At 57.4% G+C, this 18,207-nt stretch carries 19 protein-coding genes; 8 read left to right on the plus strand and 11 right to left on the minus strand.

Translation table 11 applies throughout. The annotated features are described in order from the left end of the window. Window positions 1–119: 119 nt before the first annotated feature. Window positions 120–596 (plus strand): YHS domain-containing (seleno)protein, encoded by a 477-nt coding sequence (locus tag I9187_RS15625; RefSeq protein WP_171179037.1) that lies wholly within the window; start codon window positions 120–122, stop codon window positions 594–596. Between the two features lie 274 nt (window positions 597–870). Beyond that, complete coding sequence (locus tag I9187_RS15630; protein ID WP_171179036.1) at window positions 871–1,410, plus strand: porin family protein; 540 nt, start codon at window positions 871–873, stop codon at window positions 1,408–1,410. 51 nt (window positions 1,411–1,461) lie between these two features. Here I9187_RS15630 and I9187_RS15635 read toward each other — a convergent pair whose 3' ends face one another. Next, window positions 1,462–2,445, minus strand: coding sequence for a quinone oxidoreductase (locus tag I9187_RS15635; protein ID WP_171179034.1), 984 nt, complete (start codon window positions 2,443–2,445; stop codon window positions 1,462–1,464). A gap of 193 nt (window positions 2,446–2,638) precedes the next feature. Here I9187_RS15635 and I9187_RS15640 point away from each other — a divergent pair, with 193 nt between their 5' ends. Then, window positions 2,639–3,496: a DUF2189 domain-containing protein gene (locus I9187_RS15640; RefSeq protein WP_171179032.1), complete on the plus strand. Its 858-nt coding sequence runs from the start codon at window positions 2,639–2,641 to the stop codon at window positions 3,494–3,496. 30 nt (window positions 3,497–3,526) lie between these two features. Here the strand turns inward: I9187_RS15640 and I9187_RS15645 are convergent, their stop codons facing one another. Both I9187_RS15645 and I9187_RS15650 read right to left on the minus strand, forming a co-directional pair. Further along, window positions 3,527–4,513: an NAD(P)H-quinone oxidoreductase gene (locus tag I9187_RS15645; RefSeq protein ID WP_171179030.1), complete on the minus strand. Its 987-nt coding sequence runs from the start codon at window positions 4,511–4,513 to the stop codon at window positions 3,527–3,529. Window positions 4,514–4,574: 61 nt separating this feature from the next. Beyond that, window positions 4,575–5,267 carry a COQ9 family protein gene (locus I9187_RS15650; RefSeq protein WP_171179028.1) on the minus strand — a complete coding sequence of 231 codons (693 nt, stop codon included), beginning with the start codon at window positions 5,265–5,267 and terminating at the stop codon, window positions 4,575–4,577. Window positions 5,268–5,378: 111 nt separating this feature from the next. On the opposite strand from I9187_RS15650, the gene rpsU reads away from it, so the two are divergent. Together rpsU and I9187_RS15660 are read left to right on the plus strand one after the other, a co-directional pair. Beyond that, a complete protein-coding gene (rpsU, locus tag I9187_RS15655) occupies window positions 5,379–5,585 on the plus strand; it encodes a 30S ribosomal protein S21 (RefSeq protein WP_005614280.1) in 207 nt (68 codons plus the stop codon). A gap of 293 nt (window positions 5,586–5,878) precedes the next feature. After that, the gene (locus I9187_RS15660) at window positions 5,879–6,835 is read left to right on the plus strand and encodes a CAP domain-containing protein (protein WP_209940239.1); all 957 of its coding nucleotides are present in this window, start codon (window positions 5,879–5,881) and stop codon (window positions 6,833–6,835) included. A 45-nt stretch (window positions 6,836–6,880) separates the two neighbouring features. On the opposite strand, the gene ppk2 is transcribed toward I9187_RS15660, so the two are convergent. Then, entirely contained in the window at window positions 6,881–7,798 is a 918-nt protein-coding gene (gene ppk2, locus I9187_RS15665) for a polyphosphate kinase 2 (protein WP_171179019.1), read from the minus strand. 290 nt (window positions 7,799–8,088) lie between these two features. Here ppk2 and I9187_RS22210 point away from each other — a divergent pair, with 290 nt between their 5' ends. Next, on the plus strand, window positions 8,089–8,928 hold the full coding sequence (locus I9187_RS22210; protein WP_209940240.1) for a CPBP family intramembrane glutamic endopeptidase: 840 nt from the start codon (window positions 8,089–8,091) through the stop codon (window positions 8,926–8,928). Between the two features lie 3 nt (window positions 8,929–8,931). On the opposite strand, the gene I9187_RS15675 is transcribed toward I9187_RS22210, so the two are convergent. Further along, window positions 8,932–9,390 (minus strand): Lrp/AsnC family transcriptional regulator, encoded by a 459-nt coding sequence (locus tag I9187_RS15675; protein WP_171179015.1) that lies wholly within the window; start codon window positions 9,388–9,390, stop codon window positions 8,932–8,934. A gap of 135 nt (window positions 9,391–9,525) precedes the next feature. On the opposite strand from I9187_RS15675, the gene ald reads away from it, so the two are divergent. Next, window positions 9,526–10,641: an alanine dehydrogenase gene (ald, locus tag I9187_RS15680; RefSeq protein WP_171179013.1), complete on the plus strand. Its 1,116-nt coding sequence runs from the start codon at window positions 9,526–9,528 to the stop codon at window positions 10,639–10,641. A gap of 186 nt (window positions 10,642–10,827) precedes the next feature. Here ald and I9187_RS15685 read toward each other — a convergent pair whose 3' ends face one another. Beyond that, complete coding sequence (locus tag I9187_RS15685) at window positions 10,828–11,634, minus strand: mechanosensitive ion channel domain-containing protein (protein WP_171179011.1); 807 nt, start codon at window positions 11,632–11,634, stop codon at window positions 10,828–10,830. Between the two features lie 216 nt (window positions 11,635–11,850). On the opposite strand from I9187_RS15685, the gene I9187_RS15690 reads away from it, so the two are divergent. Then, on the plus strand, window positions 11,851–12,549 hold the full coding sequence (locus I9187_RS15690) for a glutathione S-transferase N-terminal domain-containing protein (protein WP_171179009.1): 699 nt from the start codon (window positions 11,851–11,853) through the stop codon (window positions 12,547–12,549). Between the two features lie 50 nt (window positions 12,550–12,599). On the opposite strand, the gene I9187_RS15695 is transcribed toward I9187_RS15690, so the two are convergent. The 5 genes from I9187_RS15695 to pheS form a co-directional block, all read right to left on the minus strand. Beyond that, window positions 12,600–13,046 carry a YtoQ family protein gene (locus I9187_RS15695; protein ID WP_171179007.1) on the minus strand — a complete coding sequence of 149 codons (447 nt, stop codon included), beginning with the start codon at window positions 13,044–13,046 and terminating at the stop codon, window positions 12,600–12,602. A gap of 82 nt (window positions 13,047–13,128) precedes the next feature. Next, entirely contained in the window at window positions 13,129–15,525 is a 2,397-nt protein-coding gene (gene pheT / locus I9187_RS15700; RefSeq protein WP_171179005.1) for a phenylalanine--tRNA ligase subunit beta, read from the minus strand. Window positions 15,526–15,603: 78 nt separating this feature from the next. Then, window positions 15,604–16,410, minus strand: a complete 807-nt coding sequence (locus I9187_RS15705) for a prolyl oligopeptidase family serine peptidase (protein WP_171238509.1) — start codon at window positions 16,408–16,410, stop codon at window positions 15,604–15,606. Between the two features lie 286 nt (window positions 16,411–16,696). Beyond that, on the minus strand, window positions 16,697–17,104 hold the full coding sequence (locus I9187_RS15710; protein ID WP_171179002.1) for a hypothetical protein: 408 nt from the start codon (window positions 17,102–17,104) through the stop codon (window positions 16,697–16,699). Further along, window positions 17,101–18,174 (minus strand): phenylalanine--tRNA ligase subunit alpha, encoded by a 1,074-nt coding sequence (pheS, locus tag I9187_RS15715; RefSeq protein WP_171179000.1) that lies wholly within the window; start codon window positions 18,172–18,174, stop codon window positions 17,101–17,103. The genes I9187_RS15710 and pheS overlap by 4 nt, the downstream gene beginning before the upstream one ends. Window positions 18,175–18,207 lie beyond the last annotated feature (33 nt).

The following is an 18,207-nucleotide window of genomic DNA, read 5'->3' on the forward strand; positions in this document are numbered from 1 at the left end:
GAACGTGATCGCCCCGCTTCCCAGATCGCTGTCGTGACGGTCAATTACGGTCCGCACAGGACAACAACCGGGGCCCTCGCTCTCGCTTTGACGAGGCTCCATTCACGAAAGGTGAAGCAATGAACACTTTTAAATCTCTGATCGGCGGCGTCGCACTGTCCGTCGCGCTGGCAACTTCGACGCTGGCCGCAGGTGTGGAAATCAACGCAAGCTCGACTGGTCTGGCGATGCAGGGCTATGACCCGGTTGCCTACTTTACCGCCGGTGAAGCAACCAAAGGCGACTACCGCATCACCACCTTGCACAACGACGCGATGTACCGCTTCTCGTCGGAAGAAAACAAAGCTGCCTTTGAAGCCAACCCCGAAGCCTACCTGCCCGCATACGGCGGCTACTGTGCCTTCGGCGCAGCCATGGGCTTCAAGTTCGACGGCGACCCGAACCACTGGAAAATCGTCGACAACAAACTGTACCTGAACCTGTCGCAAGACATCCAGGAACGCTGGGAAGGCGACATCCCGGGTTTCATTGAAAGCGCAAGCGCGAACTGGGAAAACATCTCAGACAAGACCCCCGCGGAACTGCAAGAGCAATAATCCGCTGAAAATGTCAGGCGTGTCGGCGGCGGAGCGTTCCGCCGCCGCATGTCGTTTGAATATCCCTCTTCTCTTCCTATCTTTTTAGCACCAAACGCGCTCGGTCTTTTAAGAGCGTCAACGTTTCACCCAAGTTGAGACGTTGGGATACAAATTTGTATTCCACTTTCCGAATGTATATATATGAATGATCCGGCTTCCCGTCCGGATCGTATCCACCCTCATAAGTGGGCAATGCCTCACTGGAGCAGAGTGACAAGCGAAAGGAAATGAGATGACATTGAAGAAACTGGCTCTCATCACTACCGCAGCGACCGTTGTTGCAGGATCAGCCATGGCGCAATCCTCGGGCAACTGGACAGGGTTCTACGGCGGTCTGCAACTGGGCTATGTCGATGTGGACACCAGCGTGTCCGGGGTCGACGGAGATGGCGTGATCGGCGGTATTATCCTAGGTTACGACTATGATTTGGGCGACTGGGTCGTCGGTGGCGGGTTTGACTATGACTGGACGGACGTGGATTTGTCCAACGTTCCAGTCACAGTGGAAGATGTATGGCGTTTGAAAGCGCGGGCGGGCTATAAAGTGAACCCGCAGGGCCTGCTCTACGGAATTGCGGGCTACGCCGAAGCGGGAACAGACAACCTCGGAAGCGATGATGGTTGGTTTATTGGTGCTGGCTACGAACAGATCGTGGCGCCCAATGTGAGCATCGGTGGAGAACTGCTTTATCACGAGTTCAGCAACTTCAACGGAAGCGGCGTCGATGTTGATGCAACGACTCTGCAAATCCGGGCTTCCTATCGGTTCTGACGCATATCAAATAAGCAAGTTGGACCCGGCTTTTTTAAGCCGGGTCGCTCTTTAGATGTCCAATATCGTGCTGCCGGTTGTCTGTCGCGCTTCAAGCGCACGATGCGCGTCTGCCACCTGATCCAACCCAAAGCGTTGATCCACGTGGATTTTGACCTCTCCGCCTTCGACCTTTCCGAATAGCCTGCGGGCCATTGCCTGACACACCGTATGATCCGCGATATGCGTGAACAAGGTGGGGCGCGTGATCTTCAGTGATCCTTTCTGGCCCAGAACACCGATATTAAAGGGGGGCACAGGGCCTGAAGCATTGCCGAACGAAATCATCATGCCAAGCGGTTTCAAACAATCCAGCGAGCCTTCGAATGTGTCCGCCCCGACCGAGTCCATGACCACATCCACACCCTGGCCCTTGGTAATCTCGGCTACCCGCTCAGCAAAATTCTCGGTTCGGTAGTTGATGCAATGCGCAGCCCCGTTGAACCGGGCCAGACTGCATTTTTCATCCGTTCCTGCCGTCCCGATCAGTGTGATCCCTTCGGATTTCGCCCATTGGCAGGCGATCAACCCTACCCCACCGGCTGCTGCGTGAAACAGCACCGTATCCCCCCGTTTCAGCGGAGTGGTTCGGTGAAAAAGATATTCTACCGTCAATCCCTTCAACATCATCGCCGCGGCGGCGTCAAAGGAAATGCCATCCGGCAGTGGACAAACCTGTGCTGCCGGCATCACTCGGGCCTCGCAATACGCACCGGACGGGGCTGAAGCATACGCAGCCCGTTGTCCGGGCTGCAGGTGCGTTACACCTTCGCCAATAGCTTCAACGACACCTGCCGCCTCCATGCCCAGTGCATGAGGAAGCTCAAGGGGGTACAGGCCAGTACGTTGATAAACATCGATAAAGTTCAAACCACAGGCTTCGTGGCGAATGCGGATTTCCCCCGGTCCAGGCTCACCTACTGCCCTGTCTTCGATCCGCAAAACTTCGGGGCCGCCAAACTCGTGAATCATGACCGTCTTTGCTGTTTGCTGCATACTGACCTCCTCTTGCCGGATTTCAAGCTAACATGACTTCGAAGCAGGGCAATCCGTCCGATGCCAGACTATTGATCGGGAATTGGAAAATCTGTGCTATACTAGGGTCAGGCGTTGCCGGCTGGTCCGGCCACGGGCAACGTGATGCCGGATCCGCCCCGCGGCGCAGTTTTCGCCAGGGAAGGGGAGGAAAATGGCCAAAACAATCGGAAACCCGATCAGCTGGACCGCCCGAAATCTCGGGGCGGCAGGTGATCATGTCTCGGAAAGCGTCTCGCGCCTGGGCAGCGCGGACACCAAAGAGCTGCCAATGGTGCAAACCTTGACGCTGCAAGACCTGCGCGCCTGTCTGCGCGCGGGCTATGACGACTTTCTCGAAACACGGGCGGATGCCGTGTTCATCGTGTTGATCTACCCGATCGCAGGGCTCTTGATGTTCGGCTTTGCTTTGAACATGAATCTGGTGCCGCTTCTGGCTCCACTTGTCGCCGGCTTTGCCTTGATCGGGCCAGTCGCCGCCGTGGGGCTTTATGAGATTAGCCGCAAGCGTGAACAGGGCAGCGCAGTGCATTGGTTGGATGCGTTCGGTGTCTTCAGATCACCGTCCTTCGGTGCAATTCTGGTACTTGGCTTCTACCTCGTCATGCTGCTTTTGGTCTGGCTGATGGTCGCACAAGCCATTCATACTAATACAATGGGCCCTGAAGTACCCGCATCCCTTAGTGCATTTGCCACACAGGTTCTCACCACTTCTGCGGGATGGACGATGATTGTCGCGGGAACCGCTGTTGGTTTTGTGTTCGCCTTGTGCGCATTGGCAGTCAGCGTTGTCAGCTTTCCATTGCTGCTGGACCGCAAGGTGGGGCTGCCAGTGGCGGTTGTGACATCGTTTCGTGTCTTGCGTGAGAACCCCGGCGTCATCCTGACATGGGGCTTCACCGTGGCGGCGCTGCTGTTTCTGGGCGCCTTGCCGATGCTATTGGGTCTGATCGTGGTAGTACCCGTTCTGGGCCACGCCACATGGCATCTATACCGCCGCGCGGTTGCGTGAAGGCGCGGGACAAGCCCGCGCATTTGACACTTAGTCCGCAACCTTGAGGACGATCTTGCCGATGTGGCCAGAGCTTTCCATGCGCGCATGGGCTGCCGCCGCCTCGGCCAGTTCAAATTCACTGTCCATAACTGGGGCAACTTTGCCAGCGTCGAGCAGAGGCCAAACGGCTTCGCGCAGATCCTGCGCAATTTGTGCCTTGGCCAAATCGCTCTGCGGGCGCAGGGTACTGCCAGTCAGGGTCAAACGTTTGACCATCATCATCGCAAAGTTCAGCTCGACCTTCGGACCTTGCAGGAAAGCGATCTGTACCAGACGTCCATCCTCGGCCAATGCTTTGACGTTGCGTGGGATGTAATCCCCACCCACCATATCAAGGATCAGGTTCGCCCCGCCCTCGGCCCGCATGGTGGCCACAAAATCTTCATCGCGATAGTTGATTGCCTTTTCCGCACCCAGCTTGACGCAAGCCTCACATTTCTCATCGGACCCAGCGGTCGCAAAGACACGTGCACCAAAAGCATTGGCCAGTTGGATTGCCGTTGTCCCGATCCCGCTGGAGCCGCCATGGACCAGAAACCGCTCACCCGCTTTCAGACCACCACGTGTGAACACGTTGGACCAGACGGTGAAAAAGGTTTCCGGCAGGCAAGCAGCCTCTTTCATTCCCATCCCTGCAGGGATCGGTAGGCAATGCGCGGCGGGCGTTGCCACGTATTCGGCATAACCCCCACCCGGCAACAACGCGCAAACCTTGTCGCCGACCGACAACCCCTCGACCCCCGCACCGACCGAGACCACTTCGCCCGACGCCTCAAGCCCTGGCAGGTCGCTGGCACCCGGAGGCGGATCATAGGCCCCTGCGCGCTGCAACGCATCAGGACGGTTCACACCGGCATAAGCTACTTTCAGCACAACTTGTCCGTTACCCGGCTCGGGAACAGGACGTTCAGTCAGTTGTAAAACATCAGGACCACCCGGTTTGGTGATCTCAACAGCGCGCATCATCTGGGTCATAGGCACCTCCTTTGCGCAATGCCTAGCAGGCATACGGGCCGGGGCCTAGCGCCAAGATGCGCTACTTTCGAGGGTTCAGCATCCCCGGAAGGTCAGCCCGCATTTTCATGGGTGCCTTCACTTGACCGGCCAACCAGTTTGGAACGGCCAAGAACGGTTTCAACACCGGATTGTCGCGTACCTGCGCCTTGAGCTTTTCAAACTCCATGACATTTGCGATCCGGCGGTCCAGGAATTCCCAGGTGCGCTGGTGATCGGGGCTGTCATCGCCCAGCCAAAACAGCAACGTCGACGAGTAAACCCCCGAAAGAGTGGCCCGTTTGGTATACCAGTTCACATCGTCCGAGGTATCGCCCAGCGCATCCCAGATCAGGTCGCAGGTTTGCCAAACCGCCTTGGCCCCATCCGCCGCATGGGTCGGCAGGGAAAACAGGGTCATGCCACGGCGCACTAACTCTTTGTCTTCGACAGCCTGCAACCGGAACCGAACCGCCGCAGCAATCTTGTCGCGGAATTTCAAGTCGCTCAGATCTTCGGATTTGATGCGATTCAGCATCGCCTGATCGCCGCGTGCATGATAGGCCAGCGCCAGATCAACCGCCCCGCGTGGACAAATCGCACGGGCCAGACCATCATCCAGGTCACAATCGGAAATAGTGGCGCGAAAACTGGTTTCCGACCAGCCGTCGAAGGGAACATGGATCAGCATCGCATCCAAAAGCTGCTGTTTTGCATCTTCATAAGTGGTCGTCATGGCAGTTCTCCGGTTGTCGGGACCAGTACTAGACAAGTTAGGGCGGCTTTGCTATACGGCCACTTCCTGCAATTTCCTTGCAACTCTATCTAGAAAGGTGGTGACAACCACATGCAGGTTAGTGTTCGCGACAATAACGTCGATCAGGCGCTTCGTGCCCTGAAGAAAAAGCTGCAGCGCGAAGGCGTGTTCCGTGAAATGAAGCTGAAGCAACATTTCGAGAAACCGTCCGAGAAAAAAGCGCGTGAGAAAGCTGAAGCGATTCGTCGTGCCCGTAAACTGGCACGCAAGAAAGCCCAGCGCGAAGGTCTGCTCTAAGACTTTCCTCATCCAGTTTTGGATGACACTATTTGACGACCCCCGAGGCCCCGCCCGGGGGTTTGTCGTTTCAGGGGCGGGTTTTTTCGCTGACTCGTGGTACTAGGTGTGCGACAAGCCGCCATTTCCCCACCAGCAACATTTTGCCCGGCATTTTGCAGCGCAGCGAATCCCGCTCTGGTAGCATTGCCCCGCCAGAATTCGCCTAATATTTCTGCGCCTCTATCTGACCTCAGCAAGCCGCTTGTAACTGGCGACGTCCAACCGGACGACACTTACAAACGGAGGCTACCATGTCGACTGCAAGTCAAATCGAGCAAGAAATGCTGGCGCTGATCAACGCCGAACGCACATCACGCGGGCTTACCCCGCTGCAACTTGAAACACAGCTGAACGACTCATCCGAAGATCACAGCAGCTGGATGCTGGACACAGACACGTTCAGCCATACAGGTCAGGGCGGTTCCAGCGCGACACAGCGTGTGCAGGATGCAGGTTTTGATCTGTCCGGCAGCTGGCGCACTGGCGAGAATATCGCCTGGCAATCAGAACGCGGCGAGCCCGGCATCAGTGATGACGTCGCGCAGTTGCACGAGAACCTGATGAACAGCCCGGGACATCGAGCAAACATCCTGAACCCTGATTTCGAATATATTGGCATCGGCATTGAAACAGGTGACATGCAAGGTTTCGACGCGGTGATGGTCACTCAGAATTTCGCCGCCACTGACAGCGCTGTGATGTTGGACAATGGCAACGCTCCGATTCCACCCGTGGACGATGTGGCGGACCCCCAAGACCCGGACGCCGAGACGCCTGACACCGATTTGACCGAACCCGAAGATCCGGTCACCAAAACGCCCGATACTGACGTGACTGAGCCCGAAGAACCGGGCACTGAATCACCCGGCGCTGACGTCGCAGAGCCAACCTCCGAGACACCTGTCGGAGAAGAACCCGACGGATGTTTCGACGTGGCAGCCTTCTTGGTCGAACTGGAAGTTTTCCTGGATAAAGTTCTGGCGCAGATTGATCAGTTCCACTTGGAAACGGACGACATGACGCCGCCGGACATGGCCGAGAATAACATCCAGGTTTCAGACACCGACGAGGTGGACATCGTTGAAGTCGATGACACGGCCCCGATCGATGCGCCTGATGACTCCTGCTTCGGGTTGGACGGCAACGATGACGCCGATATCTATGTGCTCAATTTTTATGGCACAGGCTGCATGATGGAAGCAGCCTGATAGTTCCTGAAATGCGGGGCGGCTGGCTCGCCCCGCATGGCGCTCTCAGTAAATCTTTGGCACGTACAATTCATCCGGCAAAACGCGACGCTCGTATTCCGGGTTATATCGGCGGTCAGGCAGATTGACTTTTTCCTGCGGCACATCCGTGTATGGAACTTTGGTCAAAAGATGCTCGATACAGTTCAGCCGCTCGCGCTTTTTGTCATTGCCTTCGACAATGTACCAAGGGGCTTCAGGAATGTTGGTCCGGAAGAGCATATCCTCTTTCGCCTTGGTATAAGATTCCCAACGGATGCGGGATTCCAGATCCATCGGCGACAGCTTCCACTGTTTCATCGGGTCGTGAATGCGCATGAGGAATCGCAATTGCTGTTCTTCATCCGTTATCGAGAACCAATATTTCAGCAGGATAATCCCTGAGCGAACCAGCATTCGTTCGAATTCGGGAACGTCCTGAAAGAACTGCTCAACTTGATCCTCGGACGCGAAACCCATCACCCGTTCGACGCCTGCGCGGTTGTACCATGACCGGTCGAACAACACGATCTCACCCGCAGCAGGCAAATGCGGCACGTAACGCTGGAAATACCACTGGCTCTGCTCGCGACGGCTGGGCGCGGGCAGAGCGACCACACGCGCGACACGTGGGTTCAGACGCTGGGTGATCCGTTTGATAACGCCCCCCTTGCCCGCGCTGTCACGACCTTCGAACAATATACAAACCTTGGCACCGGTGTGCTGAACCCAATCCTGCACTTTGATCAGTTCGGCCTGCAGACGCAGCAGGTTACGGAAATAGACCTTGCGGTCCAGCATGTCGGGGTGTTGTTCCCGATAAATCTTCCGCACTTCCATCGACAACATCGGCTCGCTGAACTCGATCTCAAAATCTTCGTCCAGCGTGTCTTCCAGTTCGGCTTCAAGCCAGTCTTTGGTGCCACCGTTGTTTTCGTAAGCCAAGGTCAGCTCCTTTTTTGTTATCGGGTTCGAACCATATCGGGCCTGTGTAAACGCCTGATGTCATCAGAAAAATTGATACAGAGGCACCAACGCCCAAATCTGCCGAAGCCTCTGAAATTTCAGACGGGCGCGGGTATATGGTCTTTCCTCTGAATGTGAACGCCCGGACCAAAGGATACAAGCGTAAGAATTGACGCAAGGCGGTATGGCAGAGTGCGCCTTCCTTTGAACGCTTGCATTGCCACGATTTTGTGCGGCAAGACGGTCTGGATTTACAGGGTCTAAAGCACGTGACGTTCTTTCTTTCTATTTTATCGGTAATTTGGCCGTGGTTCATCCTGATCGCAGCACAAGTGATGGCGCTTGCAGGCCGCGCTGCTATTGCGCTCTCCCTGCTGGCTCTATTTGTGAGTATTGCATCGACCACTGACCTGATGTCACCTTTGGTGATTGCCGCAGTGGTCCTTGGACTGGCCGGAGCCGCCTTTCTACCGCACCTGAAAGGCCGGATCGCGGTCGCCGGACACGCGCTTTTAATCCTGTGGTGTCTGGCCATGGGGGCGCACCTTCTGCCCGGTTTTCAGAACCTGAAAGTGCTGGATCAGGTGCAGGCTGGCGCCGGCAGCGCGAGCTTCACAATGTATCTGAATCTGGACAAGCCGATGGTCTTCTTCGCCGTTCTTCTGGCTTGGCCCGCCATTCTCCACAACGCGATTCCGACCAAAACTGGCGCTTTGATGGCAGGGCTGTTGCTTTTGCCCGGACTGTTTGTTTTGGGCTTGGCCTTGGATGCGATACAACCAGAATTTTCGATCCCGCCCTGGTGGCTGATCTTTGCCCTAACCAATCTGTTTCTGACCTGCCTGACCGAGGAAGCCTTTTTTCGCGGCTACCTGCAATCCGCGATCACGTCACGTCTGGGCGCCACTGGCGGAATGCTCGCGGCCAGCGTGCTGTTCGGGGTGGCTCATTTCGGTGGAGGTCCGGCGCTGGTGATCTTTGCCTCCATCCTGGGGCTGGCTTGCGGGCTGGGGTATTATGCAACCCAGAGGCTTTGGGTGCCGGTTGCGATGCATTTCGGGTTCAATCTGTTGCATCTGATAATGTTCACCTACCCTGGACCAGCCTGAAGATCAGACTGGCAGTGCAGTGGTTTTGAACACAGTGCGCAAAGCGAAAGAGCTTTGCATCTGCGCCACCCCGGGCAACCGCGACAGGTATTGCCGGTGAATACGCGCAAAATCCTCGGTGTTTTCTGCCACCACCTTCAGGATATAGTCGGCAGTTCCCGCCATCAGGTGGCATTCCAATACATCAGGGATACGCGCTACAGCCTTTTCAAACGAATCCAGAACCTCTTCGGCCTGGCCTTGCAGGGTAATCTCGACAAAGACGGTCGTCGGTACGTTCATCTTGCGAGCATCCAGCAACGCCACATAGTTGCGAATGAACCCTTCGACCTCGAGACGCTGAACGCGCCGGTGGCATGCGGAGGGGGACAGGTTGACCTGGTCAGACAGCTCCGAGTTCGACATCCGGCCATTTTTCTGCAGAGCAGCCAGAATCTTTCTATCAGTCGTGTCTAAGCCCATTCGCGCAATTCCTTTGCAACAATTTTACTATATACAGGAAATTCTTCCAAAGAAAATTCCCATGGCAGGTTTTCTTTCACAGAAATTGCAAGCCAAACTGCCCATAATTTAGGCAGCTTATGAACGGAGACCCCAATGAAAATCGGTTGCCCCAAGGAAATCAAACCCCAGGAATTTCGCGTCGGCATGACCCCCAACGCTGCTCAGGAAGCGGTCGCACGCGGTCACGAAGTACTGATCGAAAGCGGTGCAGGTATCGGCGCCGGTTTTGACAACGACGCCTACATTGCCGCAGGAGCGCGCATCATCGACACCGCAGAGGAAGTGTTTGCCACGGCTGACATGATCGTAAAGGTTAAGGAACCTCAGGCCGTTGAACGCAAGATGCTGCGCGAAGGCCAGTTGCTGTTCACTTACCTGCACCTGGCTCCCGACCCGGCTCAGACCCATGACCTGTTGGAGTCGGGCTGTACCGCAATCGCGTATGAGACCGTAACCGATGCAAATGGTGGCCTGCCTCTGCTGGCACCAATGTCCGAAGTTGCGGGCCGTCTGGCACCTCAGGTCGGTTCGTGGACCCTGCAGAAGGCCAATGGCGGCCGCGGCGTCCTGATGGGCGGCGTACCCGGTGTGGGCCCTGCCAAAGTCATCGTGATCGGTGGCGGCGTTGTTGGTACGCACGCAGCCAAGATCGCAGCCGGCATGGGTGCTGACGTCACCGTCCTGGACCGCTCGCTGCCGCGCTTGCGTTATCTGGACGACGTGTTTGGCGGACATTTCAAGAATCAGTATTCGACCGCCGGTGCCACCGCCGAGTTGATTCAGGAAGCCGACATGGTGATCGGTGCGGTTCTGATCCCCGGCGCAGCAGCTCCGAAACTGATCTCGCGCGAACAGTTGTCAACCATGAAGCCCGGCGCGGCTCTGGTAGACGTCGCAATTGACCAGGGCGGCTGTTTCGAAACGTCCAAAGCCACCACGCATGCCGATCCGGTGTACGAAGTTGACGGCATCATGCACTACTGCGTCGCCAACATGCCCGGTGCGGTTGCTCGCACATCCACCATTGCACTGGGCAACGCGACCATGCCGTTCATGCTGTCGCTGGCAAGCAAGGGCTGGAAGCAGGCTTGCAAAGACGACGCGCACCTGTTGGCTGGTCTGAACGTTCACGCCGGCAAGCTGACTTACGAAGCGGTTGGCACTGCCCTAAACCTTGACGTTGTCGACCCGACAACGCTGCTCAACTAAGAACGCTCCTGCCTCTGACCGCGCCTCTTCTCCCAGGGCGCCTTTCAGACGAGAGCAAAGCGTCGCGCCATATGCGCGGCGCTTTTTTGATTCACCGCAACTCACAAAAAAAGCACCGCGCCAATGCGCGGTGCCTGCCTCAAAGGAACGAAAGTATCCCAGCGCCCAATCGACGGGCGGAAGCCCTCAGCCTTGTTTCTGGATCTCCACCGCGTGGGGATAGGGAATCGAGATGCCTTTGTCGTCAAAGGCTTCCTTGATCGCTTTGGTCAGCTCGAATTTCGCATCCCAATAGTCGGCGGCATCGCACCAAAGGCGTGCCGTCAGATCGACCGAACTGTCGCCCAGGTTCGTGACTTTGACCCATGGTTCAGGATCACTGTGAATACGGCTGTCAGCTTTGGCCACATCCAGAATGATCTGCATCGCTTTGTCAGCGCTGTCGCCATAGTCGATACCGAACACCAGATCGACACGCCGTGTGTCATGGGCAGAGTAATTGGTGATGATCGAACCCCAGGACTGACCGTTCGGTACGATGATCTGCACATTGTCTGGTGTCACTAGCTCGGTGGTAAAGAGGTTCAGGTCCTTCACCGTCCCCGCCGTGCCACCGATATCCACATACTGGCCCAGCTTGTAGGGTCGGAACACCACCAGCATAACGCCAGCCGCCAAATCGCTGAGCGTCCCTTGCAGCGCCAGACCGATGGCCAGCGACGCAGCACCCAGAATGGCGACGATACTGGTGGCCTGAATTCCGAATATGCCCAAGACGGCAACCAGAACCATGGCCAGAATGGCCCATTTGACAAGGCTCGCCATAAAGTTCCCGAGTGTGGGATCGATATGTGGAGTGGAATTGATCCGACGCCGCACCATGCCTCCGACTGCCCCAGCCACAATCCAGCCCAGAACCAGAACGACAAGCGCCTTGACCGCATTCATGATCAGCGGGGCGTACTCGCCCACCTGTGTTACGACCTCATCCACGCGCATCTCCTTTCAACAGCAAGAAACCCGCGAGGTTTTCGCGGGGGGTCACCGGATTGTGAGCTAAGATTGCGTTTCGGTCTAGGTGCGAGTTTCGCCGGATTTCCCCGTTGTTCGTCAAAAAACACGGCCTGACCGGAGATGCACAGGGCAAAGGGCTTACATGACGGCGGATTGGCCCCTAGCTTTCAACAGATATTCAAACAGGAGCCCCCAATGGCGGACAACACAGCTCATCCGATTATGGCCCGCTGGCCTGCCCAATCCCCGGACAAGATCCAACTCTACTCCTATCCGACACCAAACGGCGTCAAAGCATCGATCATGCTTGAGGAAACCGGCCTGCCTTATGAGGCTCATCTGGTAACGCTCGCGGATGCAGATGTCAAAAGCCCCGAGTTTCTATCGCTGAATCCGAACAACAAAATCCCTGCCATTATTGACCCCAACGGCCCGGACGGTGAACCGCTTGCCCTGTTCGAAAGCGGTGCGATCCTGCTGTATCTAGCTGAGAAGTCAGGAAAGTTGCTGGGACAAAGCGCCTCTGACAAGCACCGTATCACCCAATGGCTGATGTTTCAGATGGGCGGCGTTGGGCCAATGTTCGGTCAGCTTGGCTTTTTTTACAAATTCGCAGGCAGCGAGATCGAAGATCCACGCCCACGCGAACGCTATTTCAACGAAGCCAAGCGCCTTTTAAACGTTGTTAACACCCAGTTGGAGGGGCAGGACTGGATCGCTGGCGAGTTTTCCGTCGCAGACATCGCCCTTGCCCCGTGGCTGAATGCGTTGGATTTCTACGGCGCAAAAGACGTTGTCGGCTGGGACGACCACGTCAATGTCGTCGCCTATGTCGACCGATTTATGCAGCGCCCGGCAGTGCAACGCGGCAAAAACATACCTGCGCGCGGTTAAATGGCTTGGCAGATGAAAGGGTGCCTTGGCCGGCACCCTTCTCGCATTGCTCAGCCCGGCAAAGCGCCGATGAGAACATAGCGCAGGATTTCAACGACCTGAGCAGGTTCTTCAGCAACGGCCAGCGCGGCAGCATCAACTTCTTTCAGCGCGTGTTGATGATCAGGGCCGTGCAGCACGATGATCGACTTGCCAAGCGCCGCCGCATAACCTGCGTCAAAGGCGGCGTTCCACTGTTTGTACTTGTCGCCGAAGCGGACAACCACCACGTCCGCATCCGCAATCCCCTTGCGTGTGCGGATCGCATTGACCATCGCGCCCTTGTGGTCATGCCAATACTTGTTCGGCTCGGCCCCTAGAATGGCCACACCGCAATCGTCGCTGGCGGCATGATCGGTCACAGGGCTATTGAATGTCATATCCAACCCTTGCGCGCCCTCAATGATCTGTTCCCGCCAGTCGGTGTGAATTTCGCCCGAGAGGTAAACGTTCAGCATCTTTAGTTCTCCGCAAACGCAGAAAAGGCGTCGTCGGCCCCTTCATCTTTTTAAGAATACTATCGCCGATGGCGATCCTGAGTTACCCGCGCAGGACGCCACCGGTCGCCTTCGTGACTTTGGCGATGATCTTTTCGGCCACCGCCTCGATGTCTTTTTCTTTCAGCGTCGTGTCCGTCGGTTGCAACCGCACAGTGATGGCCAGAGATTTCTTACCTTCACCCAAGCTGCCACCGATGAATTCGTCAAAGACACGTACATCCTCGATCAGCGCCTTGTCAGCACCCGCTGCAGCATTCACCAACGTCAGCGCCTCGACGCCTTCATCGACGACAAAGGCAAAGTCACGTTCGACCGCTTGCAGATCTCGCAGCTCCAAAGCGGCACGGGTGGCACCTGATTTGCGGGGCAGAGGCACCTCGTCAGGCCAGATGGTAAACGCCATCGCTGGGCCCTTGATGTCCATCGCCTGCAACACACGCGGGTGCAATTCACCGAACACACCCAGCACCTTTTTCGGACCCAAACAAATCTTGCCGTGACGCCCCGGATGCCACCAGGCATCCCCGTCGCGCAGGATCTGTACCTTCGCCGGTGCACCGATGGCAGCCAGTATAGCCTCAGCATCTGCCTTGGCGTCAAACACGTCCACCGGCCGCGAAGCACCGTGCACATCCTTGGGGCCGGAGCGCCCAACCAGCAAGCCGGTGATCTGGGTTTTCTGGTCGCCGGGTTCACCGTCATGGAACACCGGGCCAACCTCGAACAGAGCCACGTCTGCATAGCCGCGTGCCTGATTGCGGGCAGCGGCCTGCAACAGACCCGGCAGCAAATCCGGGCGCATGTGGCTCATCTCGGAAGAGATTGGGTTTTCCAGTTGGGTTGCATCGTCGCCACCACCGAACAGCGCTGCGGACGCCTGATCGATGAAGGTGTAAGACACGCATTCATTGTAGCCCAGCGCCGCGCAGGTGCGGCGCGCCATGGACTGGCGGCGCTGCGTCGGTGTCATAACCGCCTTCGGGATTCCATCCGTCACACGTGGCAGCGGTTTGCCCTGCAACTTGGTCAGCGACGCAATCCGCGCGACCTCTTCCACCAGATCGGCCTCGCCCAGAACGTCTGGTCGCCAGCTTGGCACATGAGCCATCTCACCCTCAAGGCGGAAACCCAGGCGGGTCAGGGTCTGACGCTGTTCGCTTTCCGGAATATCCATACCGACCAGAGACTGCACCCGTGCCGCGTCCAACTTGTAAGCCCGCCCGTGGTTCGGGGCCTTGCCCGCTTCGACCACGTTGGAGGCTTCGCCGCCGCAGATATCCAGGATCATCTGGGTTGCGTGTTCCAACCCTTCACGGGTGTAATCTGGATCAACACCGCGCTCGAACCGGTACCGCGCGTCCGAATTGATCTTGAGCGCGCGACCCGTAAGGGCAATCTGCACATGATCCCAAAACGCGCTTTCGAGGAAGACGTTAACCGTCTCTTCGGTGCAGCCTGTTTCCTCGCCCCCCATGATCCCGGCAATCGATTCCGGGCCTTTGTCGTCCGAAATCACCATCATGCCTGGCTGTAGGGTGTATTCTTTCTCATCCAGCGCCACCAGTGTCTCGCCACCTTTGGCGCGATGCACCCGCAGGTTGCCTTGCACTTTATCCGCATCAAACACGTGCAGCGGGCGGTTGTGGTCGAAGGTCATATAGTTGGTGATGTCCACCAAGGCCGAGATTGGGCGCAGACCGATGGCTTTCAACTGATCCTGCAGCCACTGTGGGCTGGGGCCGTTCTTGACACCGCGGATCAAACGCCCGGTGAAATGCGGTGCGCCGTCCAAAGTGTCTTCGTCAATGCTCACCTTGATCGGGCACTCGAAATCCCCGGGAACCGGCGCATAGTCACGCTGTTTCAGCGTACCGATACCGCGCGCGGCCAGATCACGCGCGATCCCCTCAACGCCCAGCGCATCGGGCCGGTTCGGCGTAATCGCAATCTCGATCATCGGGTCGACCTTCGACGGATCGTTCTCGGCCAGCCAGTCGACAAATTTGTCGCCAACTTCACCCGAGGGTAGCTCAATGATGCCGTCATGCTCCTCCGACAGCTCCAGCTCACGTTCCGAGGCCATCATGCCAAAGCTTTCGACGCCCCGGATCTTGCCGACGCTGATGGTGATATCCAGACCGGGGATGTACATGCCCGGCTTGCAAACCACGACGGTGATGCCTTCACGCGCGTTCGGGGCCCCGCAGATGATTTGCAGATCACCCTCATCTGTTTCAACCGTGCAGACCCGCAGCTTGTCAGCGTCCGGGTGTTTCTCGGCATGTTTGACATGGCCCAGCGTAAAGCCTGCCAACCGGTCCGCCGGGTTCACGATCTCTTCGACCTCGAGGCCAAGGTCGGTCAGCGCCTCGGCGATCTCATCAACCGAAGCGTCAGTGTCGAGGTGGTCTTTCAGCCAGGACAGAGTGAATTTCATTGCACGGGGCCTTTTTTGGCAGATATCCAGTCGGCACAGGCAATGGCAAAGAATGGACCAAGGTGCAAGCGCTGTGCGTCATGGATAGGTTGGGGTGCGGCCCAAAAGCTCGTCCAATTGACGCCCGATCCAGCCATGCGGGATGAAATGCCCGCCCGGATGGGTGTCCAGCACCACCTGCCCCTGTGCGCAATCGGTCCATTCCACGCGGCTGAGCGTCAGGATCGGCACTACGCTCCAATCACCGCGCGGGGTTGCTCCGTTGCAATTGTACTTTTCACGCCACAGCGAGACCGGATAGGTCGTGTCGCCATTCGCGCCATAAGGAAAATCCATCACCGTATCGCTGAGGCCATGCACATGCCGCGCCTCACGCGGGCCTTCGGGGCAGTTTTCTGTCTGGCGAATGCTGCCCGCAACGGCCAGCAAAGCGGCGATGTCGTTGCCTGACTGGCACACATAGCGCCACGCCATCGCGCCGCCGAAGGAATAGCCCGAGACATAGATGCGGTCGGGGTCAATCGGATAGCGCTTGGCCACGTCCTCCAGCACCCGGTCGGCAAAAGGCACATCGCCAGTGTCCGAGGTCCAGAAATTCCAGCTTTTGCCCAGCCCGTTCGGGGCCACCAGCAGCACGCCCCGCAGCTTGGTCGCTCCGGCAATGCGCTCATGGTTCACGACCACGGTCCCCTGCCGCGCCCAGCCGTGGAAATGCAGCAACACAGGCAGAGGCGTTTCGCCGTCCCATCCTTCGGGTTCCAGCACATGGTACGAGCGGTCGCCGACCTCACAGGCCGTGTCGCCGTGGCAGTCGGTGTTCCATGGTCCCATGGCGAAGGCGGGTGAGGCGGTCAGCAACAGAAGGCAAAGCAGTCGATAAATCATGCGCCTGACCCTAGCCAGCCAGAGCGCCAAGTCACGTCACAACCCCGTGGGAACCTGTAACAAGCAGTGGTGTCGCCAGACCGCGGGATGGCGATCCTTGATTGGTGGTGGGTAGTTTATGGAGGCCAAATCCGCGCGCTGTTCGAACGTCGCGCTGGCGGAGACAAATCGCCAGCCCGTGCGGGCGGTGTCGCCCATTGGGCTTGAACCAATGGCGCCGCAATGAACGACCGATAGCGCGGCGGCCTATCGGCCTTTGCTCCGCGCGAGGCAGAACCTCAACTACTTAGCTAAGTTCAAGAATTTTAAGCACCCACGCAACCAACACCGCTGTAACAACGGAAACAAGAACCGTGGGGATGTTGCACAAAATGTTACCGAACCATTTTTTCCACAATGGCTGAGACAGTCTCTCAAGCTCATCAAAACCCTTACTATTCAAACGCAAGCGAAATTCATCAGGCTCATCCGGAGTGAGATAAGACGACGTCGCACTCGATTCATATTTTTCTTCGAAGAGACCTTCGTCCATTAAGAACGAAATCTGAAAAAGCTCATCGCGAGACCAGTCAGGAGAATCCTCAAAGGGGTTTCCATGCTCATCTGACCAAGCTCGCTTTAGTCGGAGCCACTGGTTTGGCGATTGTTCAAATCGCTGTAGTATCGCCTTCCGAACACGTCGGTCTTTGCTCACCGCGACAAACCACCATGCAGGTTCGGCATATCCAACGCCGCAAACCCATAGTGCCGCAGCCAACGCAGGTCGGAATCAAAGAACGCCCGCAGGTCCGGAATACCGTATTTCAGCATCGCCAGGCGGTCGATCCCGATACCAAAGGCAAAGCCTTGATAGACCTCAGGATCAATCCCACCGGCGGCGATCACCTTGGGGTGGACCATGCCGGAGCCGAGGATCTCCATCCAGTCGTCGCCCTCGCCGATCTTCAGCTGACCGTTATCCCAGGAACAGCGGATATCGACCTCGGCCGACGGCTCGGTGAAGGGGAAGTGCGAGGCGCGGAAGCGCAGCTCGACGTCGTCGACCTCGAAAAACGCTTTCACGAACTCTTCCAGAACCCATTTCAGGTTCGCCATCGAGATGTCTTTATCAATCGCCAACCCCTCGACCTGATGGAACATCGGCGTGTGGGTCTGGTCATAGTCGGCGCGGTAGACGCCGCCCGGACAGATCACGCGGATCGGCGCGCCCTGTTTCTCCATCGACCGGATCTGCACCGGAGACGTATGGGTGCGCAGCACATGCGGCGGGCGATTGTCGCCCTCGGCGCGGTGCATGTAGAACGTATCCATCTCGGCCCGCGCGGGGTGATGGCCGGGAATGTTCAGGGCGTCGAAATTGTACCAGTCGGTTTCGATCCGCGGCCCTTCGGCCACCGAGAAGCCCAGTTCGGCAAAGATCGCGGTCAGTTCCTCGGTCGCCTGGCTGATCGGGTGGATCGAGCCCTGACGGCGCGCGCGGGTCGGCAGGGTGACGTCCAGCCATTCGGTGCGCAGACGTTCATCCAGCGCGGCATCGGCCAACGCGGCCTTTTTTGCAGAGAGCGCCGAGTTGATCTCATCCTTCAGGGCGTTCAGCGCGGGGCCTGCAACCTGACGTTCCTCGGGCGTCATCTTGCCCAGCTCGCGCATCTTCAACGCGACCTCGCCTTTTTTACCGACAGCCGCGACGCGGATCGCCTCAAGCGCGTTTTCGTCGCCTGCTTCGGCGATTTGGCCCAGATATTTTGCCTTAAGATCGTCCATGACGGCCCTCTGAATTTTGTCGAGAACCTGCTA

Source organism: Ruegeria sp. HKCCE4148 (genome assembly GCF_017872495.1).
In the GTDB taxonomy this organism is placed as follows: domain Bacteria; phylum Pseudomonadota; class Alphaproteobacteria; order Rhodobacterales; family Rhodobacteraceae; genus Ruegeria.

Coding starts and splice junctions, on each gene's coding strand:
- I9187_RS15625 (WP_171179037.1), top strand. CDS start 120: ATGAACACTTTTAAATCTCTGATCGGCGGCGTCGCACTGTCCGTCGCG.
- I9187_RS15630 (WP_171179036.1), top strand. CDS start 871: ATGACATTGAAGAAACTGGCTCTCATCACTACCGCAGCGACCGTTGTT.
- I9187_RS15635 (WP_171179034.1), bottom strand. CDS start 2,445: ATGCAGCAAACAGCAAAGACGGTCATGATTCACGAGTTTGGCGGCCCC.
- I9187_RS15640 (WP_171179032.1), top strand. CDS start 2,639: ATGGCCAAAACAATCGGAAACCCGATCAGCTGGACCGCCCGAAATCTC.
- I9187_RS15645 (WP_171179030.1), bottom strand. CDS start 4,513: ATGACCCAGATGATGCGCGCTGTTGAGATCACCAAACCGGGTGGTCCT.
- I9187_RS15650 (WP_171179028.1), bottom strand. CDS start 5,267: ATGACGACCACTTATGAAGATGCAAAACAGCAGCTTTTGGATGCGATG.
- rpsU (WP_005614280.1), top strand. CDS start 5,379: ATGCAGGTTAGTGTTCGCGACAATAACGTCGATCAGGCGCTTCGTGCC.
- I9187_RS15660 (WP_209940239.1), top strand. CDS start 5,879: ATGTCGACTGCAAGTCAAATCGAGCAAGAAATGCTGGCGCTGATCAAC.
- I9187_RS15675 (WP_171179015.1), bottom strand. CDS start 9,390: ATGGGCTTAGACACGACTGATAGAAAGATTCTGGCTGCTCTGCAGAAA.
- ald (WP_171179013.1), top strand. CDS start 9,526: ATGAAAATCGGTTGCCCCAAGGAAATCAAACCCCAGGAATTTCGCGTC.
- I9187_RS15690 (WP_171179009.1), top strand. CDS start 11,851: ATGGCGGACAACACAGCTCATCCGATTATGGCCCGCTGGCCTGCCCAA.
- I9187_RS15695 (WP_171179007.1), bottom strand. CDS start 13,046: ATGCTGAACGTTTACCTCTCGGGCGAAATTCACACCGACTGGCGGGAA.
- pheT (WP_171179005.1), bottom strand. CDS start 15,525: ATGAAATTCACTCTGTCCTGGCTGAAAGACCACCTCGACACTGACGCT.
- I9187_RS15705 (WP_171238509.1), bottom strand. CDS start 16,410: ATGATTTATCGACTGCTTTGCCTTCTGTTGCTGACCGCCTCACCCGCC.
- pheS (WP_171179000.1), bottom strand. CDS start 18,174: ATGGACGATCTTAAGGCAAAATATCTGGGCCAAATCGCCGAAGCAGGC.